This window comes from Pacificimonas sp. ICDLI1SI03, from assembly GCF_054740865.1.
In genome coordinates this window covers 2,434,481-2,448,352 of sequence record NZ_JBSQAU010000001.1, presented here as the reverse complement: position 1 = coordinate 2,448,352, position 13,872 = coordinate 2,434,481, and the positions used below count along the sequence as shown (strand labels likewise).

Genomic DNA, 13,872 nt, shown 5'->3' with positions numbered 1-13,872 from the left:
CGTGCGCAAGGTCTGGCGGCAGATGAACCGCGAAGGGTTCGCCATAGCCCGCTGCACCGTTGAGCGGCTGATGCGTGATATGGGCTTGGCAGGGGTGATCCGCGGCAAGCCGGTGCGCACCACGATCAGCGACAAAGCAGCGCCCTGTCCGCTGGATCACGTCAACCCACGCACCAGCGCCCAACCGGCTGTGGGTGTCGGATTCTACCTATGTCTCAACCTGGGGTGGGTTCGTCTATGTCGCGTTCGTGATCGACGTCTACGCCCGCTATATCGTGGGCTGGCGGGTCAGCCGAACCGCCCATGCCAGCTTCGTGCTGGACGCCCTGGAGCAGGCTCTGCACGATCGCCGACCAGTTCATCGCGGCGGCCTGGTTCATCACAGCGACCGTGGATCGCAATATGTATCCATAAAATACACCGAACGCCTCGCCGAAGCCGGCATCGAGCCGTCGGTCGGCAGCGTCGGCGACAGCTATGACAATGCTTTGGCCGAGACGATCAATGGCCTTTACAAGGCCGAAGTGATCCACAGACGGGGGCCATGGCGATCTTTCGAGGCAGTAGAATTCGCCACGCTGGAGTGGGTCGATTGGTTCAACCATCGGCGATTGCTGGAGCCAATCGGCAACATCCCGCCAGCAGAAGCCGAGCAACGATATTATGCCATGTTGGACGACGTCCCCATGGCCGCGTAACTTAAACCAAATGGCCTCCGGCGATCCCGGGACGGTTCAATCGGCCACAAAATCACCATCAAGCCAGTTCGCCGCGACACCCAGGCGATGGTGGCTGTCGGTCGTTACTTTGTACTTGCGCGTTCGGACGGGCTTTATCTGGTTGATCCGCATAAGCCGCCCAACGCGGCGCTCACCAACATCGAGGCCTCCTTCAGCTTCATCGTCATGCGAGGACGGCCGTAGCTGCCAAGGCTCAGGTTGTACTGCTCCCGGATGTGCGCCAGCACCATCATGTCCGTCCGCGCCCGCTGGCATGTCGGTCGAACACGCCAGGAGCGGTAGCCGCGCGTGCTGACGCGCAGGACCCGGCAGATCATCGCTATCGGCCACACATGGCGCCCGCTATGGACAAAAGCGAACTTCACGGCCGCTGGCTCGCGAAGAACTGTGTGGCCTTTTATATGATATCCCTCTCCTCCTTGAGGACACGGTTCTCCCGGCGAAGTTGCTCGTTCTCGCGCGCCAGATCAGTATCGGGGCTGGCAGGCAAATCTTCCCTGCGATGCAGGCTCACCCAGCGCGTCAACGTCGACAACCCGACGCCCAGATCGGTCGCCACGCGCTTGCGCGGAGGGCCGCTGGTTAGTGCTATCCGCACCGCCTCACGCTGAAACTCTACTCCATGTTTGATCATCTCTTCGGTCTCCTTGAATGAGCAATATGCTCTCAGGTGACCGGCACAAAACCGTTACAAGTCCATCCTTCAGCACCACATTGTCGAGCATTGCCTCGGCCAGCAGCTTCTTCAGCCGACTGTTCTCCTGTTCGAGCGTTCGCAGCCGACGGGCATCGGACACCTCCAGCCCACCGAACTTCGACTTCCACTTGTAGAACGTGGCGGAACTGATCCCGTGACGGCGGTAAAACTTCCGCCGTCGGCGTCCCAGCCTCCTGTTCCTTCAAAAGCGCGATGATCTGCTCTTCGCTGAACCTGCCTCGCTTCATTTTAGTCCGACTCCTTTGCGTCGAACTCTACCAAAAAGCGGTCACATTTCAGGGGAGAACGTCACATCGGACCGTCCTTCGGAGCCAGGCAGCGGCGGACCTGCGCTTCACGCTCGATGGAAATCTTGTCGGTGATACTGGTTAAGCAATCGCGGCTGAGCTGTTCGGAGTCCATCTGGTCGAGACGAAAGCCGCACAGGATCAGAGTGTCTGTCGGATGCGTGGGGCACGGGCTCCGTTTGTTTGCCACCCTCTCGATTTAAGGCAAAGCGCGTTTTATGCATCGATGTTGGGGCGCTAAGGCGGCAAAATAGGCTTACGTCTCGATCTCGATACCATATGTAGTTGCTTTAATGAAGTGAAACCGTTACTTTACAAATTGGGTGCGTGGTAGTGACTGGTTAATGATGCATTATGAAACGACTAAGATAAGCCCGCTCACAGTCCTGCTGTCGCGTGTGGGGCAGCAAATCGAAAGATACCGCATTTCCCGCAACCTAACACAGGCCGAGCTCGCCGAGATGGCGGGGATCTCCCGTTCGACACTGGCTCGCATAGAAGCCGGCAAAGGCGGCACAATCGACAGTCTGGCCCGGCTCATGCGGGCGCTGGGACTTGAAGACCGCCTGCTGGACATTGTTCCCGATGCCAAACTGAGCCCGCTCGACCCGCGATCAGAAACCGGCAAGGCAAGGCAGCGCGTGCGCAAACCCTCGAAAGAACGGAGCACTGAGGTATGGAGCTGGGGTGACGAGGCCCCATGAGCCGCGCAATCGTCAACCTCTGGGGCCGGCAGATCGGTGCCGTTCTGTGGGACGAAGAGCGCGATTTAGGGATATTCGAATATACTCCGGAATTCAGCCGCAGCGGCATCGAGGTAGCGCCGCTCACCATGCCGCTGAGGAGCGGCGTCTATGATTTTCCGGCACTGAACCACGAAACGTTCAGAGGTCTGCCAGGAATGCTGGCCGATAGCCTGCCCGACAAGTTTGGCAACGCGCTGATCAACCGCTGGCTCGCCGAACAAGGAAGAACGGCCGACAGCTTCGATCCGGTCGAACGGCTGTGCTACACTGGGCGCCGGGGCATGGGCGCGCTGGAATTCGAGCCCGCGACCGGTGAACGTCGCGAACAGGGCGGTCCCGTCGATATCGCGCCCCTCGTCGACCTCGCCAATAGGGTCATCGCCGCACGTGAGGAGCTGGTCGGCGTTCTCAAAGGCGAAGATGATCGCCATGCACTCCAGGATATCCTGCGTGTCGGCACTTCCGCCGGCGGTGCCCGGGCAAAGGCCGTACTCGCCTGGAATGAACAGACGGGAGAATTTCATTCGGGTCAGCTGGCGGCGGGCCCGAATTACACCCAATGGCTCGTCAAGTTTGACGGTGTCTCCGGCAATGCCGACAAGGAGCTTGCCGACCCCATGGGCTTTGGCCGCCTCGAATACGCGTGCTATCTCCTGGCTAAGGAGGCCGGGATCACCATGGCCCGTTCACGGCTGCATGAAGAAGGGGGCCGAGCACATTTCATGACAATGCGCTTTGATCGCACCACCGACGGCAAGAAACTGCATATGCAGTCGCTATGCGCTATGCGCCATTTCGATTTCAATCTCGCCCGGGCCTTCAGCTACGAACAGGCAATCGAGACAATCCGCATGCTCGGCATGGGTCGCGAAGCCATCAAGGAGCAGGTGCGGAGGGCTCTGCTAAATGTTTTCATTCGGAACCAGGACGATCACACCAAGAATATCGCCTTCCTTATGGACCGCTCGGGGCACTGGAGCCTCTCCCCAGCTTTCGACGTCGTCTACGCCTATAATCCAGAAGGGGACTGGACCAACGAGCACCAGATGTCGCTTGCCGGCAAGACGGATGGCTTCGGACTGGCCGAGCTGCTGGAATTCGGAAGGTTCGCCGACCTCAAGACGGGCGAGGTCAAGTCGATCATCGACGATATCCGAAAGGCAGTCGGCAAGTGGGAGGCATATTGCGAGACTGCTGGCGTGCCAATGGAGATGGGCCGCAAGGCAAAGCGCGGATTTCGCGAGATCTCCTGACCTCTCCGTTGGCGCATTAAAAGACCTGCCACTCGTAGGTTAGGCCGAATTTGAGCCTTTGACCGAATCTCATGATAGCGAGCACTCGGAATGCATCTCAGGCCCAACAACCGACTTGGCGATATCCAAGAGATATGGGTGGTGGGTGAACAACAACACCTGGGTCGACCTTGCGACCTCGGCCAATACCCTGAAACCAGCCTCAGCCCGCTGATGATCGAAGTTCACGAAGAGGTCGTGCGCCAGAAAAGGCAGGCAGATGTCCATGTCAACATTGGGCGCAACTGAGGGGTTATCGACTCGAGTGCGCTATTTCGTGCACAGGGCTCGGGCAGCTTTACAATGAACAATCCGATATGGGGGGGGACGATGCGCTTATTGCTGAGAAGATGTGTCAGTGGGAAGACAATCCAGGTATTTCTGGGCGCTGCTATCTCAGTTGGATTGACTTCAGGACAGGCACAAGCCCAACATCAAGGAGCGTGGAGCGACGCTCGCGAAATTGAGGCGCTGGCGGTGAACGTCGATAAAGCCGTTCAGGCATGTGGCCTCCATATGGGCGGATTTGATCCCCGCAAATCTGACAACGATGTTTTGGTCACCAATGGGATAAGTCTCAGTAGCGATGCTCCCGAAGACATTCAGCAGCTAGCATCCAGCGCGCTGGGGACGTCGCGCTATCATCGCTGGCTTGATCCTCATGCTGAGATATGGCTTATCGCAGCAAGCAAGAAGCCAGCGTGCCGGATCGCTATCTCCGGTTCCGAATGGGCTTCACAAATCGGGGACCGGCTCGACGCACTGGTGCAGGTCGGCAATTTCTGGCGACCAGCGAGCGAGGGAGAGATTCCTTTTTCCGCGCTCGAAGAAATCGGCGCCACTAAAGAGGTCTACTTCATAGACACACCCGATCATGTACCGGTGCGGCCGATGCTCATTATTGCAACGCCGACTGAAGGTATAACGCTCCGGAGCGATCAGGAGATGATCATCACAGCGGCTGTCGTGAACAAGAACTAAGGAGGTGAAACCCGCCTGAACGTCCGGAGGGGTACTTGCGTTTCATTTCGGTCCTGCGCTGGGAAGTAATTTTGTCTTCTTGTACGCGTCCGATGAGAGTACTCATTGTATGAGTAGGCTGAAAATCCTGAGTTTGGAAACGGATAATGCGGTCGTTATGATATAAAGTCGGCCCCGCTTGTAGTAACTCGGAAGCGGTTAGAGAGACCTTCTATATCTTTTAATCAAAATCTGACAGTATCGGTCTGCCTAACACGGCTGCGAATAATACCCTTTCGTACTGGTTGTACTGCGTGACTGTACGAGCTTTGAACCGTCCGTCCGCGAGGCCAGAATCGACCGTCTAGAAATGCAGAATTCTACTGCTGTGCCGATGAGCAGGCGTGTGAAAGGCTGCTTAAGTTCGACAATCGATTCTGTGAAATTGCTAGAAGGCTTGATGAATGGTCGGCCTCCGGTTCAAAGTCGATCGATAAGCGAATGCCTGAAGCTATTGGCGATTGCCTCTGAGGAGGTCTGTATCTGGATCCGTAACGGCGTGTTCCATTCAAACTTAGCGCAGAAGGAGTTGTGCACGTACAGCAGGCAAAAAAAGAGCTCAGATTGGAAGCTCGGGGCGGTTGCCAATCGCCTGGTCGTCGACGCTAGGTCTTAGGATTAAAGCCCCGTTGCCAGCAGACAGAAGGGGGCAGATCACCAACTGGCGCCCCGCTCCAATGGCGCAGACGACGCACGAAGATAGCTCTCCCCGAACGACCGACATGTCTGTAGTGCGATGTATATGTGATAATGTCCTTTATCGCAGATACCGGGTTGCAGAATTGCCAGCCGTGCTGTTGGGCTCGGAGAGCTTGCATTGTAACACGTCTGCGCCAATGGAGCGCACTCCCACGTACCAAAAGTGTTCGGTCGAAGTTCCTTCCCAAGCGCCTGCGTGTTGGGCTGACCGGAACGGCAGCTTACAGGAGCACCGATAGAGATAGCGGACGCTCAGGCAGCGATCCAGCATGTCAGCTATGCGCCCTAATGTCGGTCATTGCGGATCGCCTGTCGATCGGCTGAAAGCGGACATGCTTGCCGATAGGTCTCAAGGGCCGGGCCTGGGACAAAACAGTCATTCGCAGAAGATCCCGTCTACGGCCGGTGTTGCCGAAGCCAGAGATTCGCCAAGAGAGCGGAAGCGCTCTCCGGCCTGTGTGGCCGCCAGCGGGCAAGCGCCAAGGGCAAGTGGACGTCGACATAATAGCCGCGACCGAAGCAGGTGCTGCCCCTGCAGGTGACGCTGAGTGTTGCATGTGTCATAAGCGAGCATCCGAACCGATTAACAATGATCGTAAACGGTGGCCGTTCGCCAACTTGCATCCCTGTCCCTTGAGCATCACGAGCGTAGCGCATCGACATGAGCGACCCGAACAAAGGCGTAGTGGTACAAGGCCGTCTGATCCCTTTTCCTTCCTCGATCAGTGCAGAGGCACGCGCCAGCTTCGCACGGCTGGTCAATGACGATGGCGTTCCGCTGAACTCGCTCTACACCATGCCGCTGCCCGACGATCATGCCGGATGGATGAAGATCAAGGCGGCGGCGGACGAACATTATGCGGCGGCAGTGAAGGGGCTTTCCGGTGCGCTGCGAGCAGGTGTCGAGACGATCCGAACGGGTGACGCCACCATCCACATCGCGACGCCTGAGAGCATGGCCGAACCCGACTGCGCCTATCTGGACTTCCACGGTGGTGCCCTCGTGCTCGGCGGCGGCGAGGCTTGTCGCGCGCAGGCGAGGATGCAGGCGGATCAGCACGGAGCGCTCTGCTACGGTGTCGACTATAGGATGCCGCCCGAGCATCCTTATCCTGCGGCGCTGGACGACGCGATGGCCGCGTATCGCTATGTCCTGGAGCGCCACGCGTCATCGTGCATCGTCATTGGCGGCCGATCAGCGGGCGGTAATCTGGCCGCTGCGATGCTCCTGCGCGCGAAGGACGAGGGCCTTCCTCCACCAGCCGGTCTGACCCTGCTTTCCCCTCAGGTCGATCTGACAGAGTCTGGCGACAGCTTTCAGGTCAACCAGATGGTCGATGTCGTGCTGCCCGGATCACTGATGCGCAACAACAAATTATACGCCAGCGGGGCCGACCTGTCGCACCCTTATCTCTCGCCTTTGTTCGGAGATCTTAGCGGCTTTCCGCCCACTTTCCTCCAGTCAGGGACACGTGACCTTTTCCTGTCCAACGCAGTACGGATGCACCGCGCCCTGCGCCGAGCAGGCGTCGACGCCGAACTGCATGTCTTCGAGGCGATGCCGCACGGTGGATTTCAGGGAAACACACCGGAGGATCAAGAGCTGGCCGCGGAGCTGTCCGGATTTGTCACAGCGCATTGGAACCGACGCGCACTTCCCAAAACTCGATAATTTTTCTGACAACCGGCACCTTATGAGCGGCATTTGTCGATTCTACCTCAATCAGCGACGCCGCTTGCGGGATCGCGCGCTGCTCGACCTTGCCATCGACAGGAAACTTCGCGGCTGTGGTCTTGTGCGGATGAAAACCGGTGATCCGGTTAGCGGCGGGCAAATCCGGACGCGCGCGATCGTGATGCAGCAGAAAACTGGCCGGCCTGTTCAGTTTGAATTGCTACCCGATCCTCGGACCAGCCTGTTGGCATGGCTCGAACGTCGTGGCACGGTGGACAACTATGTGTTTCCGAGCCGAGTGGAGTAGGCAAGGCGCCCTGATTGCGGCTAATGGAGAGCGTTCTTCAATTGCCTGAAAGGGGACATGATTTTGCAAGTTTGAGACATCGGTGACGAATGTCTCCTAGGCGACGTCAAGGGCGAACTTCTTTGAGATTGCCTTCGCTTCGAGCGAACCGCTCCAGCGAACCAGCGCGATTCCGCCGGCAACTATGGCTGCCCCCACGAGCGGGGCAGCCTGGAGCCCCATCTGTTCGACGACGTACCCTCCGCCCCAGGCGCCAAACGCGATGCCGAGATTAAAGGCGCCGATGTTCATGCCGGAGGCGACGTCGGTGGCTTCGGGGGACACTTCCCGGGCGATCTGGACGACGTAGGACTGCAAGGGCGGGACATTGCCGAAGGCGAACCCTCCCCAGAACAAGGTCACCGCGACAGCTGCCCAAGGAGAAGTGAGACCGAAGCCAAGCAGGACCAGAGAGCCTGCAAGACCGGCGAAAACGACGGTCAAAGCGGGAACCGGTCCGATCTTGTCGGAAAGCTTCCCACCAAGAATATTGCCGACGGCGACCGATACGCCGTAAAGCAGGATGACGAGGGTGACCGCTCCTTCGGAAAGGCGCGTTATGTCGGTAAGCATCGGCGCGAGATAGGTGAATGCGATGAAATTGCCGCCGTACCCGACTGCGGTGATGAGGTAGACGAGCAGCAAGCGCGGCGAGGTGAGAGCTTGCGCCTGTTGACGCAAGGTCGGCGGCGCGTCGCTTTCCAGGTTGGCCGGGACCAGCACAGCACTGGCGCCGAGACCGATGAGCGCGAGCAGGACGACACCATAAAATGTCGCGTGCCATCCGAAGTTCTGCCCAATCCATGTTCCGAGCGGCACACCGGTTACCAGCGCGACGGTGAGCCCGAGAAAGACAAGCGCAATTGCGCTCGACTCTTTTTCCTTGGAGACAAGCTTGGTGGCGATCGTCGACGCAATCGCGAAAAACACCCCATGCGCGAGCCCGGTTATGAACCTGGCTGCGACGAGCGCGAGGTAGCTTGGAGCAACGGCTGCCATCAGGTTTCCGGCAGCAAACAGCATCAGCAGCGAAAGAAGCAGCGTCTTGCGTGGCAGTTTGCCGGTCAATGCCGTGAGGATGGGTGCGCCAATGGTGACACCAAGGGCGTACAGACTGACCAGAAGGCCGGCTGATGGAAGGGAAACGCCAAGATCCGCAGCGATCGTGGGTAACAGCCCGACGATTACGAATTCCGTCGTCCCCACTGCAAAGGCGCTGATAGTCAGCGCCCAAAGCGCAAGCGGCATAGTCTTCTCGCCGACCATGTTTGTCTCCAGTTTCGAGATTTCAGTTCGACGCGAACCTAGGCGCACGTTATCATTCGAAAAAGCGCACGGGAGACATTGCAGCAGTGCTGGAACCGCACGAATTGCCCGACCTGAAAGAGGTCGCTTCCTTCATCGCCGTTGCCGAGGATGGCAGCTTTGCGGAGGCCGCTCGTCGCCTGGGATTAGCCCCGTCTTCCCTGAGCCGGATGGTTGCAAAGCTGGAAAACAGACTGGGCTTCGATGTTTTTCGGCGGACAACCCGTCAGCTTGGCCTGACAGAAGAAGGTGCCAAGACCCTGGCGCGCGCACGTGACCTCGTCGAAAGTGCCGAAGTCTTCGCGGACCTTGGTTCGACCCGAGGGCATCCGGCGGGTGTCATCAATGTGAATGCGCCGGTGCCCTTCATCTTGCATGTCCTTGCGCCGCGCATCCACGCGTTCTGCACAGCTTACCCCGAAGTAACGGTCAAGCTGTCGATGACCGATACGCTGGTGGATCTGATCTCCGCCCATGCCGATGTTGCCATCCGCTTCGGCCAGCTTGAGGATTCGTCCTTCCTGTTTCGCAGATTGGGCAAGTCTTCCTGGCGGCTCGTGGGGGCGCCCTCGCTGCTGGAAGACGTGGGCATGCCCAACGAAATCGCCGACCTGAACCGATTCAAGCAGGTCGCCTTCAGGAACCCGGTACGCCTGAACGACTGGTGGTTCGAGGGGCACTCGAGCCCGATCCGCATCCCTCCTGCATTGCATGCGGATAACGGCGAAGCGGTGCGCGCGCTGGTCCTGGCGGGGTGCGGCTTGGCGCAATTTTCCGATTACATGATCGATGCGGACATCGCATCGGGAAAGCTCGTGCCGCTCTTTGCCGACAAGCTTAGAACACCCGCTCTACAGGCCAGTGCGCTGTATTCGGAGCAGGCCAGCCGATTGGGCAGGATGAAGGTGTTTCTGGACTGGTTGAGCGATGTGACCGTGGATATCTTCGCCGGCCGATCAACGGCAATCTGATCTCGAAGCACGGTGATCCGAGCGTGGGGCTGCTTTGCGCCCTACAATCTCGGCCGTTCGGTCTAATTCAACGCAATCCCGAAAGCTGCCGTTCGTTTACCTCTTTCGAGCCGGTGCCACCACCGGCCGGGATACTTCCTTCAAACGACGGCAGATCCTGCCACGTCCGGGTGGGTCGCCGGCTGTTGCATGACCAAGCGATCGCGCTTCGTGGCTTCGACATATTCCCAGATGCGGCTTATCACCACGGAGCCTTCGCCGACCGCACTTGCCACGCGCTTGACCGATTGCGCTCGGACGTCTCCGACCGCGAAGATGCCTTCGGCGCCGGTCTCGTATGGATGATCGCGCCCGGCCTTCGCGCCTGTAAGGACGAAGCCGCTGGAATCAGTTTCTGCTAGGCCAGAGAGCCAGCCGGTATTGGGCGCCGCACCGATCATGAGGAACAGCGCCCGCGTTTCGAGGCGGACATCCCCATCGGGAGACGATAAGGTCAGCGCTTCAAGATGATCGCCGCCGTCAAGGGCCGTCACCTCCGTGCGGTAGTGGATCGTGATTGCCGGGTCGGCCTCCAAGCGTCTGTAGAGGTAATTGGACATTGACGCGGCGAGGCTGGTTCCGCGCACGACGACGTGGACGTGCTTTGCCGTCCTGCTGAGATACATCGCCGCCTGCCCTGCAGAGTTGCCGCCACCGACCACCACCGCATCGGTGTGACGACAAAAGCGCGCCTCCATATCGGTGGCCGCGTAGAATACGCCGGCCCCCTCGAAATCCTCGAGCCTTTCGAGCGGCAACCGCCGATAGCGCACCCCCGTTGCGACCAGCACGGCAAGTGAGCACACGCGCTCGCCGCCGTCGAGCTCGACCCGAAAGCTGCCGTCGGCACGACGCGAAAGCCCCTCGACCCTGCGCGGCATCGCGAAGCGCGTACCGAACTTCATAGCCTGGACCTGGCCGCGAAACACGAGATCAGTGCCCGATATGCCGGTGGGAAAGCCGAGATAATTCTCGATCCGGCTACTCGTGCCGGCCTGGCCACCGATCGCGGTGTCTTCGATCGCCAGCGCACACAATCCCTCGCTGCCGGCATAAACCGCCGCGGCGACCCCCGCTGGCCCCGCGCCGACGATGACGAGATCGTAGAGCGTCTCGCGACAGACATCGAGATCAAGGCCGAGCTCGCGCGCCAGCGTGCGCGGGCTGGGGTCATCGAGGCGGCGGTCCCGGCCGATGATGACGCCGGGCGAATGGTCGGTGGCATGACACGCTTCGACCGAGGCGTCGTCGCGCCCGTCGAGATCCAGGCTGTCGAACGGAATGCGGTTCCGGGCGAGGAATTGCTCGCACGCCTGTATGAGGGGGTCACGGTCCGCGCCAATGACCTTTACCGCGCTGGCGCGTTCCTCGAACATCCGCCGACGCCTGGCCGCGAACACCGTGATCACATGGTCGGAAAGCTCGGGCACGCGGGCCATCAGGTCGAGCATGTCGAACCGTGGCACTTCCAGAGTCCGCGTGTGCCGGGCCGCGCGCATCGGGGTGGTCACCGACGCGCCGCTCAGGAAACCGATATCCCCTAGGAATTGGGTCGGGCCAAGGGATGCTTCGAAAAGCCTTTCGCCGGTATAGACATTGACCGCCTCGATCTCGCCTTCCAGCACGTAGATGAAGCGTTCGAGCGGCTCGCCCACGGCAACGACCGTCTGTCCGGCGGTGTAGGCGCGCTCCGTGCCGATCCTATGGAGCTGATCGACATGGTGATCGGCCAGCGGAACACGCCGCATGGTCTCCAGATCGTCGCCAAACGATTCCATCACGGCACCTCCATTTCGACCACCCGATCATAATGAAGAGAAGCGAACCGGGCCAGCCGGAACTGGCCGGGCCCGCACCCGAACCGCCGGAGCCTCGAGGCTCCGACGGCACATGCCTTGCCGATATTCCGGCGTCACGCGGCCAGCAGTTCGATGGTCTGCGCGGCAGCCTCTATCTTCCTCGCCGTCAACGCCCATGATGCCCTCGGCGGCAACGATCTCGACATCGGTGCTGCCGATAAAGCGAGGAAATGGCGCAGCCACGGCGTGAAGAAGTCGATCTCGCTACCCACCGGTGTGCCGCCCGAGGCGACCACGACGTCGCCCTTCGGCCCAGCCAGCCGCTCGACAATGTGGCACAATGCGAAAGGTATCCGTCGAAAACCGTTACGGGCCAATGGGCTATGTAAAAGCGTTGTCGACCTCAGTGTTTGATGATCTGGCGGATTTTGTCAGGATGGCCGAAGAATAAACCAAGGTCGGCCCGGTCAGTCCACGATCCTGCATCAAGGCTGTGCATTGCTGGCTGCCGCCATTTCATAGAGGAAGTCGACATAGAGCAGGGTAGCCTCATCGAGGCCTGCCACTTTCGGATCACTGCTGCGGATGAGAAACCACTCGTTAGGAGCATGAGCGCCGGTCCCGCGACCGATTCCAAATTGTCCCGTAGGAAGGTTGAGCGGCGGACCATTGAACACCACACCCGGCCAGCTGCCCGCGCTGCGGGGGCTGAGCGTGTACTTAATTCCCGCACGCTCCAGTACCGTTTTCTGTGCCTGAATGAGCGGACTGTTCTCGTCTGTTTGATTGGGTCCATAGCCGCCGCTGACCACCACTTTAACATCGTCGAAGCCGCGCTTTTCAAGGTGCTGCCGCAGCTTTGTAACCGCTTCCTCTTTGGTCATGTCAGGGACAAGTCTGAATTCAAGCTTGGCTTCAGCGCGGCCGGGCAGAACGGTCTTTCCGCCCTCGCCTGTATAGCCGCTGACGAGGCCTTGAATATTCACGGTTGGCTGGGAAACAAGTCGCTCCGTACTCGTCAGGAAGTCTTCGTCATCAATCCACCGGCCGACACCCAGAGCGGCTTTCGCATCCGCCTCGTTCGAACCGTCGACGCCGATCGCTACCAGTTCTTTTTGCCTTTCCGTGAGAGGCTCCACATTTTCGAACCAGCCGTCGATTGCTGGCGTGTGTCCATCATCTGCGACCAGCGTGTCGAGCGCCTTGACCAGTCGCCACGCCGGGCTCTCCACACGTGCGTGAACGCTCGAATGAACGTCCGCCGTGGGATACCTGTCGCTGGTCTCGCCCCCAACAATGAGCTGAAATTCCACAGCACCTTTTGCGCCAAGCGAGATGCCCGCTACGCCCTGCTTGTTCTGCGAGGCGGATGGAATGATCACGCCAGCGGTGTTGCGCAAAGCTGAAGCGATCTCGGGTCGAGAGAGAATCGTATGGAAGTTGGGGGAGGCAATTTCCTCTTCGCCCTCTGCGACCAAAACCAAATTGACCGGCAACTTTCTGCCTGTCGCTTTGAAGGCGTGAAGAGCGGCGAGGAAAGCCGTTTCCGGCCCCTTCTGATTAACTGCCCCCCGCCCCATCATCACCTCGCCCTCGCCGGGCTTGTCCAAGAGTTTGCCCTCGAGTGGCGGCGCTTCCCATTCAGCGGCATCGAACTGCTTGACGTCGTACATAAAGTAGACACCCAGAGTGACAGGCGCGCCAGCATCAAGCGTGGCGAAAACGCCTGGAACACCACCCGAAGGCACGATGTCTGCCTGCTGAAATCCGGCCTCAAGTGCCAGACGGCGCATATACTCCGCGCCTTCTCTGACATTGCGGTTCTCCGCCGCAATGGTTGGTATGGCTATCCAGTCGCGGAGAGCTTCAACGGTTTCCCCATGCCGAGCTGTCACCGCATTTTCGAGCTCCTCTCGTTGAGGAGTTTGCGCCGCGGCATGGCCGGCAACGAGCGTCGAGAGCACGAGGAGGGTAATGTGGCGCATGTCCGGGTCCCATTTTGTTGCAGCACCAAACTGGCGCAGTGTGGACTTATCGTCCAGTCAGATTGTGGGTGCCGGCTTTTTAATAGCTCATGTGAACGCGCAAAGCGCAGCTGCTGACGGGCAGCATATCGCTGTCAAAGAAAGATGTTCGGTACAATAGGTGCTGCTATAAGTCCGCAATATTTGAGATGTTTCCGACGAAACTTAAATAACTCACCCTACCCGAACGGTAGGACCCGAACGGTATGTA

At 59.3% G+C, this 13,872-nt stretch carries 9 protein-coding genes and 4 pseudogenes; 7 read left to right on the top strand and 6 right to left on the bottom strand.

The annotated features are described in order from the left end of the window. Positions 1–698: pseudogene (locus ACSMXM_RS11960) on the top strand (IS3 family transposase); the annotation flags it as partial. Between the two features lie 39 nt (positions 699–737). On the opposite strand, the pseudogene ACSMXM_RS11955 reads toward ACSMXM_RS11960, so the two are convergent. Both ACSMXM_RS11955 and ACSMXM_RS11950 read right to left on the bottom strand, forming a co-directional pair. Further along, a pseudogene (locus tag ACSMXM_RS11955) lies at positions 738–1,374 on the bottom strand (transposase); the annotation flags it as partial. Between the two features lie 64 nt (positions 1,375–1,438). Then, positions 1,439–1,685: pseudogene (locus ACSMXM_RS11950) on the bottom strand (transposase); the annotation flags it as partial. A 404-nt stretch (positions 1,686–2,089) separates the two neighbouring features. On the opposite strand from ACSMXM_RS11950, the gene ACSMXM_RS11945 reads away from it, so the two are divergent. The 5 genes and pseudogenes from ACSMXM_RS11945 to ACSMXM_RS11925 all read left to right on the top strand — a co-directional run. Then, the gene (locus ACSMXM_RS11945) at positions 2,090–2,449 is read left to right on the top strand and encodes a helix-turn-helix domain-containing protein (protein ID WP_460316314.1); all 360 of its coding nucleotides are present in this window, start codon (positions 2,090–2,092) and stop codon (positions 2,447–2,449) included. Next, positions 2,446–3,744: a type II toxin-antitoxin system HipA family toxin gene (locus ACSMXM_RS11940; protein WP_460316311.1), complete on the top strand. Its 1,299-nt coding sequence runs from the start codon at positions 2,446–2,448 to the stop codon at positions 3,742–3,744. The genes ACSMXM_RS11945 and ACSMXM_RS11940 overlap by 4 nt, the downstream gene beginning before the upstream one ends. A gap of 342 nt (positions 3,745–4,086) precedes the next feature. Beyond that, positions 4,087–4,764: a hypothetical protein gene (locus ACSMXM_RS11935; RefSeq protein ID WP_460316309.1), complete on the top strand. Its 678-nt coding sequence runs from the start codon at positions 4,087–4,089 to the stop codon at positions 4,762–4,764. Between the two features lie 1,399 nt (positions 4,765–6,163). Continuing rightward, on the top strand, positions 6,164–7,174 hold the full coding sequence (locus tag ACSMXM_RS11930) for an alpha/beta hydrolase (protein ID WP_460316308.1): 1,011 nt from the start codon (positions 6,164–6,166) through the stop codon (positions 7,172–7,174). Between the two features lie 37 nt (positions 7,175–7,211). Next, positions 7,212–7,481, top strand: a pseudogene (locus ACSMXM_RS11925) (site-specific integrase); the annotation flags it as partial. Between the two features lie 99 nt (positions 7,482–7,580). Here ACSMXM_RS11925 and ACSMXM_RS11920 read toward each other — a convergent pair. Beyond that, a complete protein-coding gene (locus tag ACSMXM_RS11920) occupies positions 7,581–8,789 on the bottom strand; it encodes an MFS transporter (protein ID WP_460316305.1) in 1,209 nt (402 codons plus the stop codon). An 86-nt stretch (positions 8,790–8,875) separates the two neighbouring features. Here ACSMXM_RS11920 and ACSMXM_RS11915 point away from each other — a divergent pair, with 86 nt between their 5' ends. After that, complete coding sequence (locus tag ACSMXM_RS11915) at positions 8,876–9,799, top strand: LysR family transcriptional regulator (protein ID WP_460316304.1); 924 nt, start codon at positions 8,876–8,878, stop codon at positions 9,797–9,799. Between the two features lie 140 nt (positions 9,800–9,939). Here the strand turns inward: ACSMXM_RS11915 and ACSMXM_RS11910 are convergent, their stop codons facing one another. The 3 genes from ACSMXM_RS11910 to ACSMXM_RS11900 all read right to left on the bottom strand — a co-directional run bounded on the left by ACSMXM_RS11910 (position 9,940) and on the right by ACSMXM_RS11900 (position 13,622). Beyond that, positions 9,940–11,616: an FAD-dependent oxidoreductase gene (locus ACSMXM_RS11910; protein ID WP_460316441.1), complete on the bottom strand. Its 1,677-nt coding sequence runs from the start codon at positions 11,614–11,616 to the stop codon at positions 9,940–9,942. 134 nt (positions 11,617–11,750) lie between these two features. Further along, a complete protein-coding gene (locus ACSMXM_RS11905) occupies positions 11,751–11,978 on the bottom strand; it encodes a hypothetical protein (protein ID WP_460316303.1) in 228 nt (75 codons plus the stop codon). Between the two features lie 144 nt (positions 11,979–12,122). After that, complete coding sequence (locus ACSMXM_RS11900) at positions 12,123–13,622, bottom strand: M20/M25/M40 family metallo-hydrolase (protein ID WP_460316302.1); 1,500 nt, start codon at positions 13,620–13,622, stop codon at positions 12,123–12,125. Positions 13,623–13,872 lie beyond the last annotated feature (250 nt).

Coding starts and splice junctions, on each gene's coding strand:
- ACSMXM_RS11945 (WP_460316314.1), top strand. CDS start 2,090: ATGATGCATTATGAAACGACTAAGATAAGCCCGCTCACAGTCCTGCTG.
- ACSMXM_RS11940 (WP_460316311.1), top strand. CDS start 2,446: ATGAGCCGCGCAATCGTCAACCTCTGGGGCCGGCAGATCGGTGCCGTT.
- ACSMXM_RS11935 (WP_460316309.1), top strand. CDS start 4,087: ATGAACAATCCGATATGGGGGGGGACGATGCGCTTATTGCTGAGAAGA.
- ACSMXM_RS11930 (WP_460316308.1), top strand. CDS start 6,164: ATGAGCGACCCGAACAAAGGCGTAGTGGTACAAGGCCGTCTGATCCCT.
- ACSMXM_RS11920 (WP_460316305.1), bottom strand. CDS start 8,789: ATGGTCGGCGAGAAGACTATGCCGCTTGCGCTTTGGGCGCTGACTATC.
- ACSMXM_RS11910 (WP_460316441.1), bottom strand. CDS start 11,616: ATGGAATCGTTTGGCGACGATCTGGAGACCATGCGGCGTGTTCCGCTG.
- ACSMXM_RS11900 (WP_460316302.1), bottom strand. CDS start 13,622: ATGCGCCACATTACCCTCCTCGTGCTCTCGACGCTCGTTGCCGGCCAT.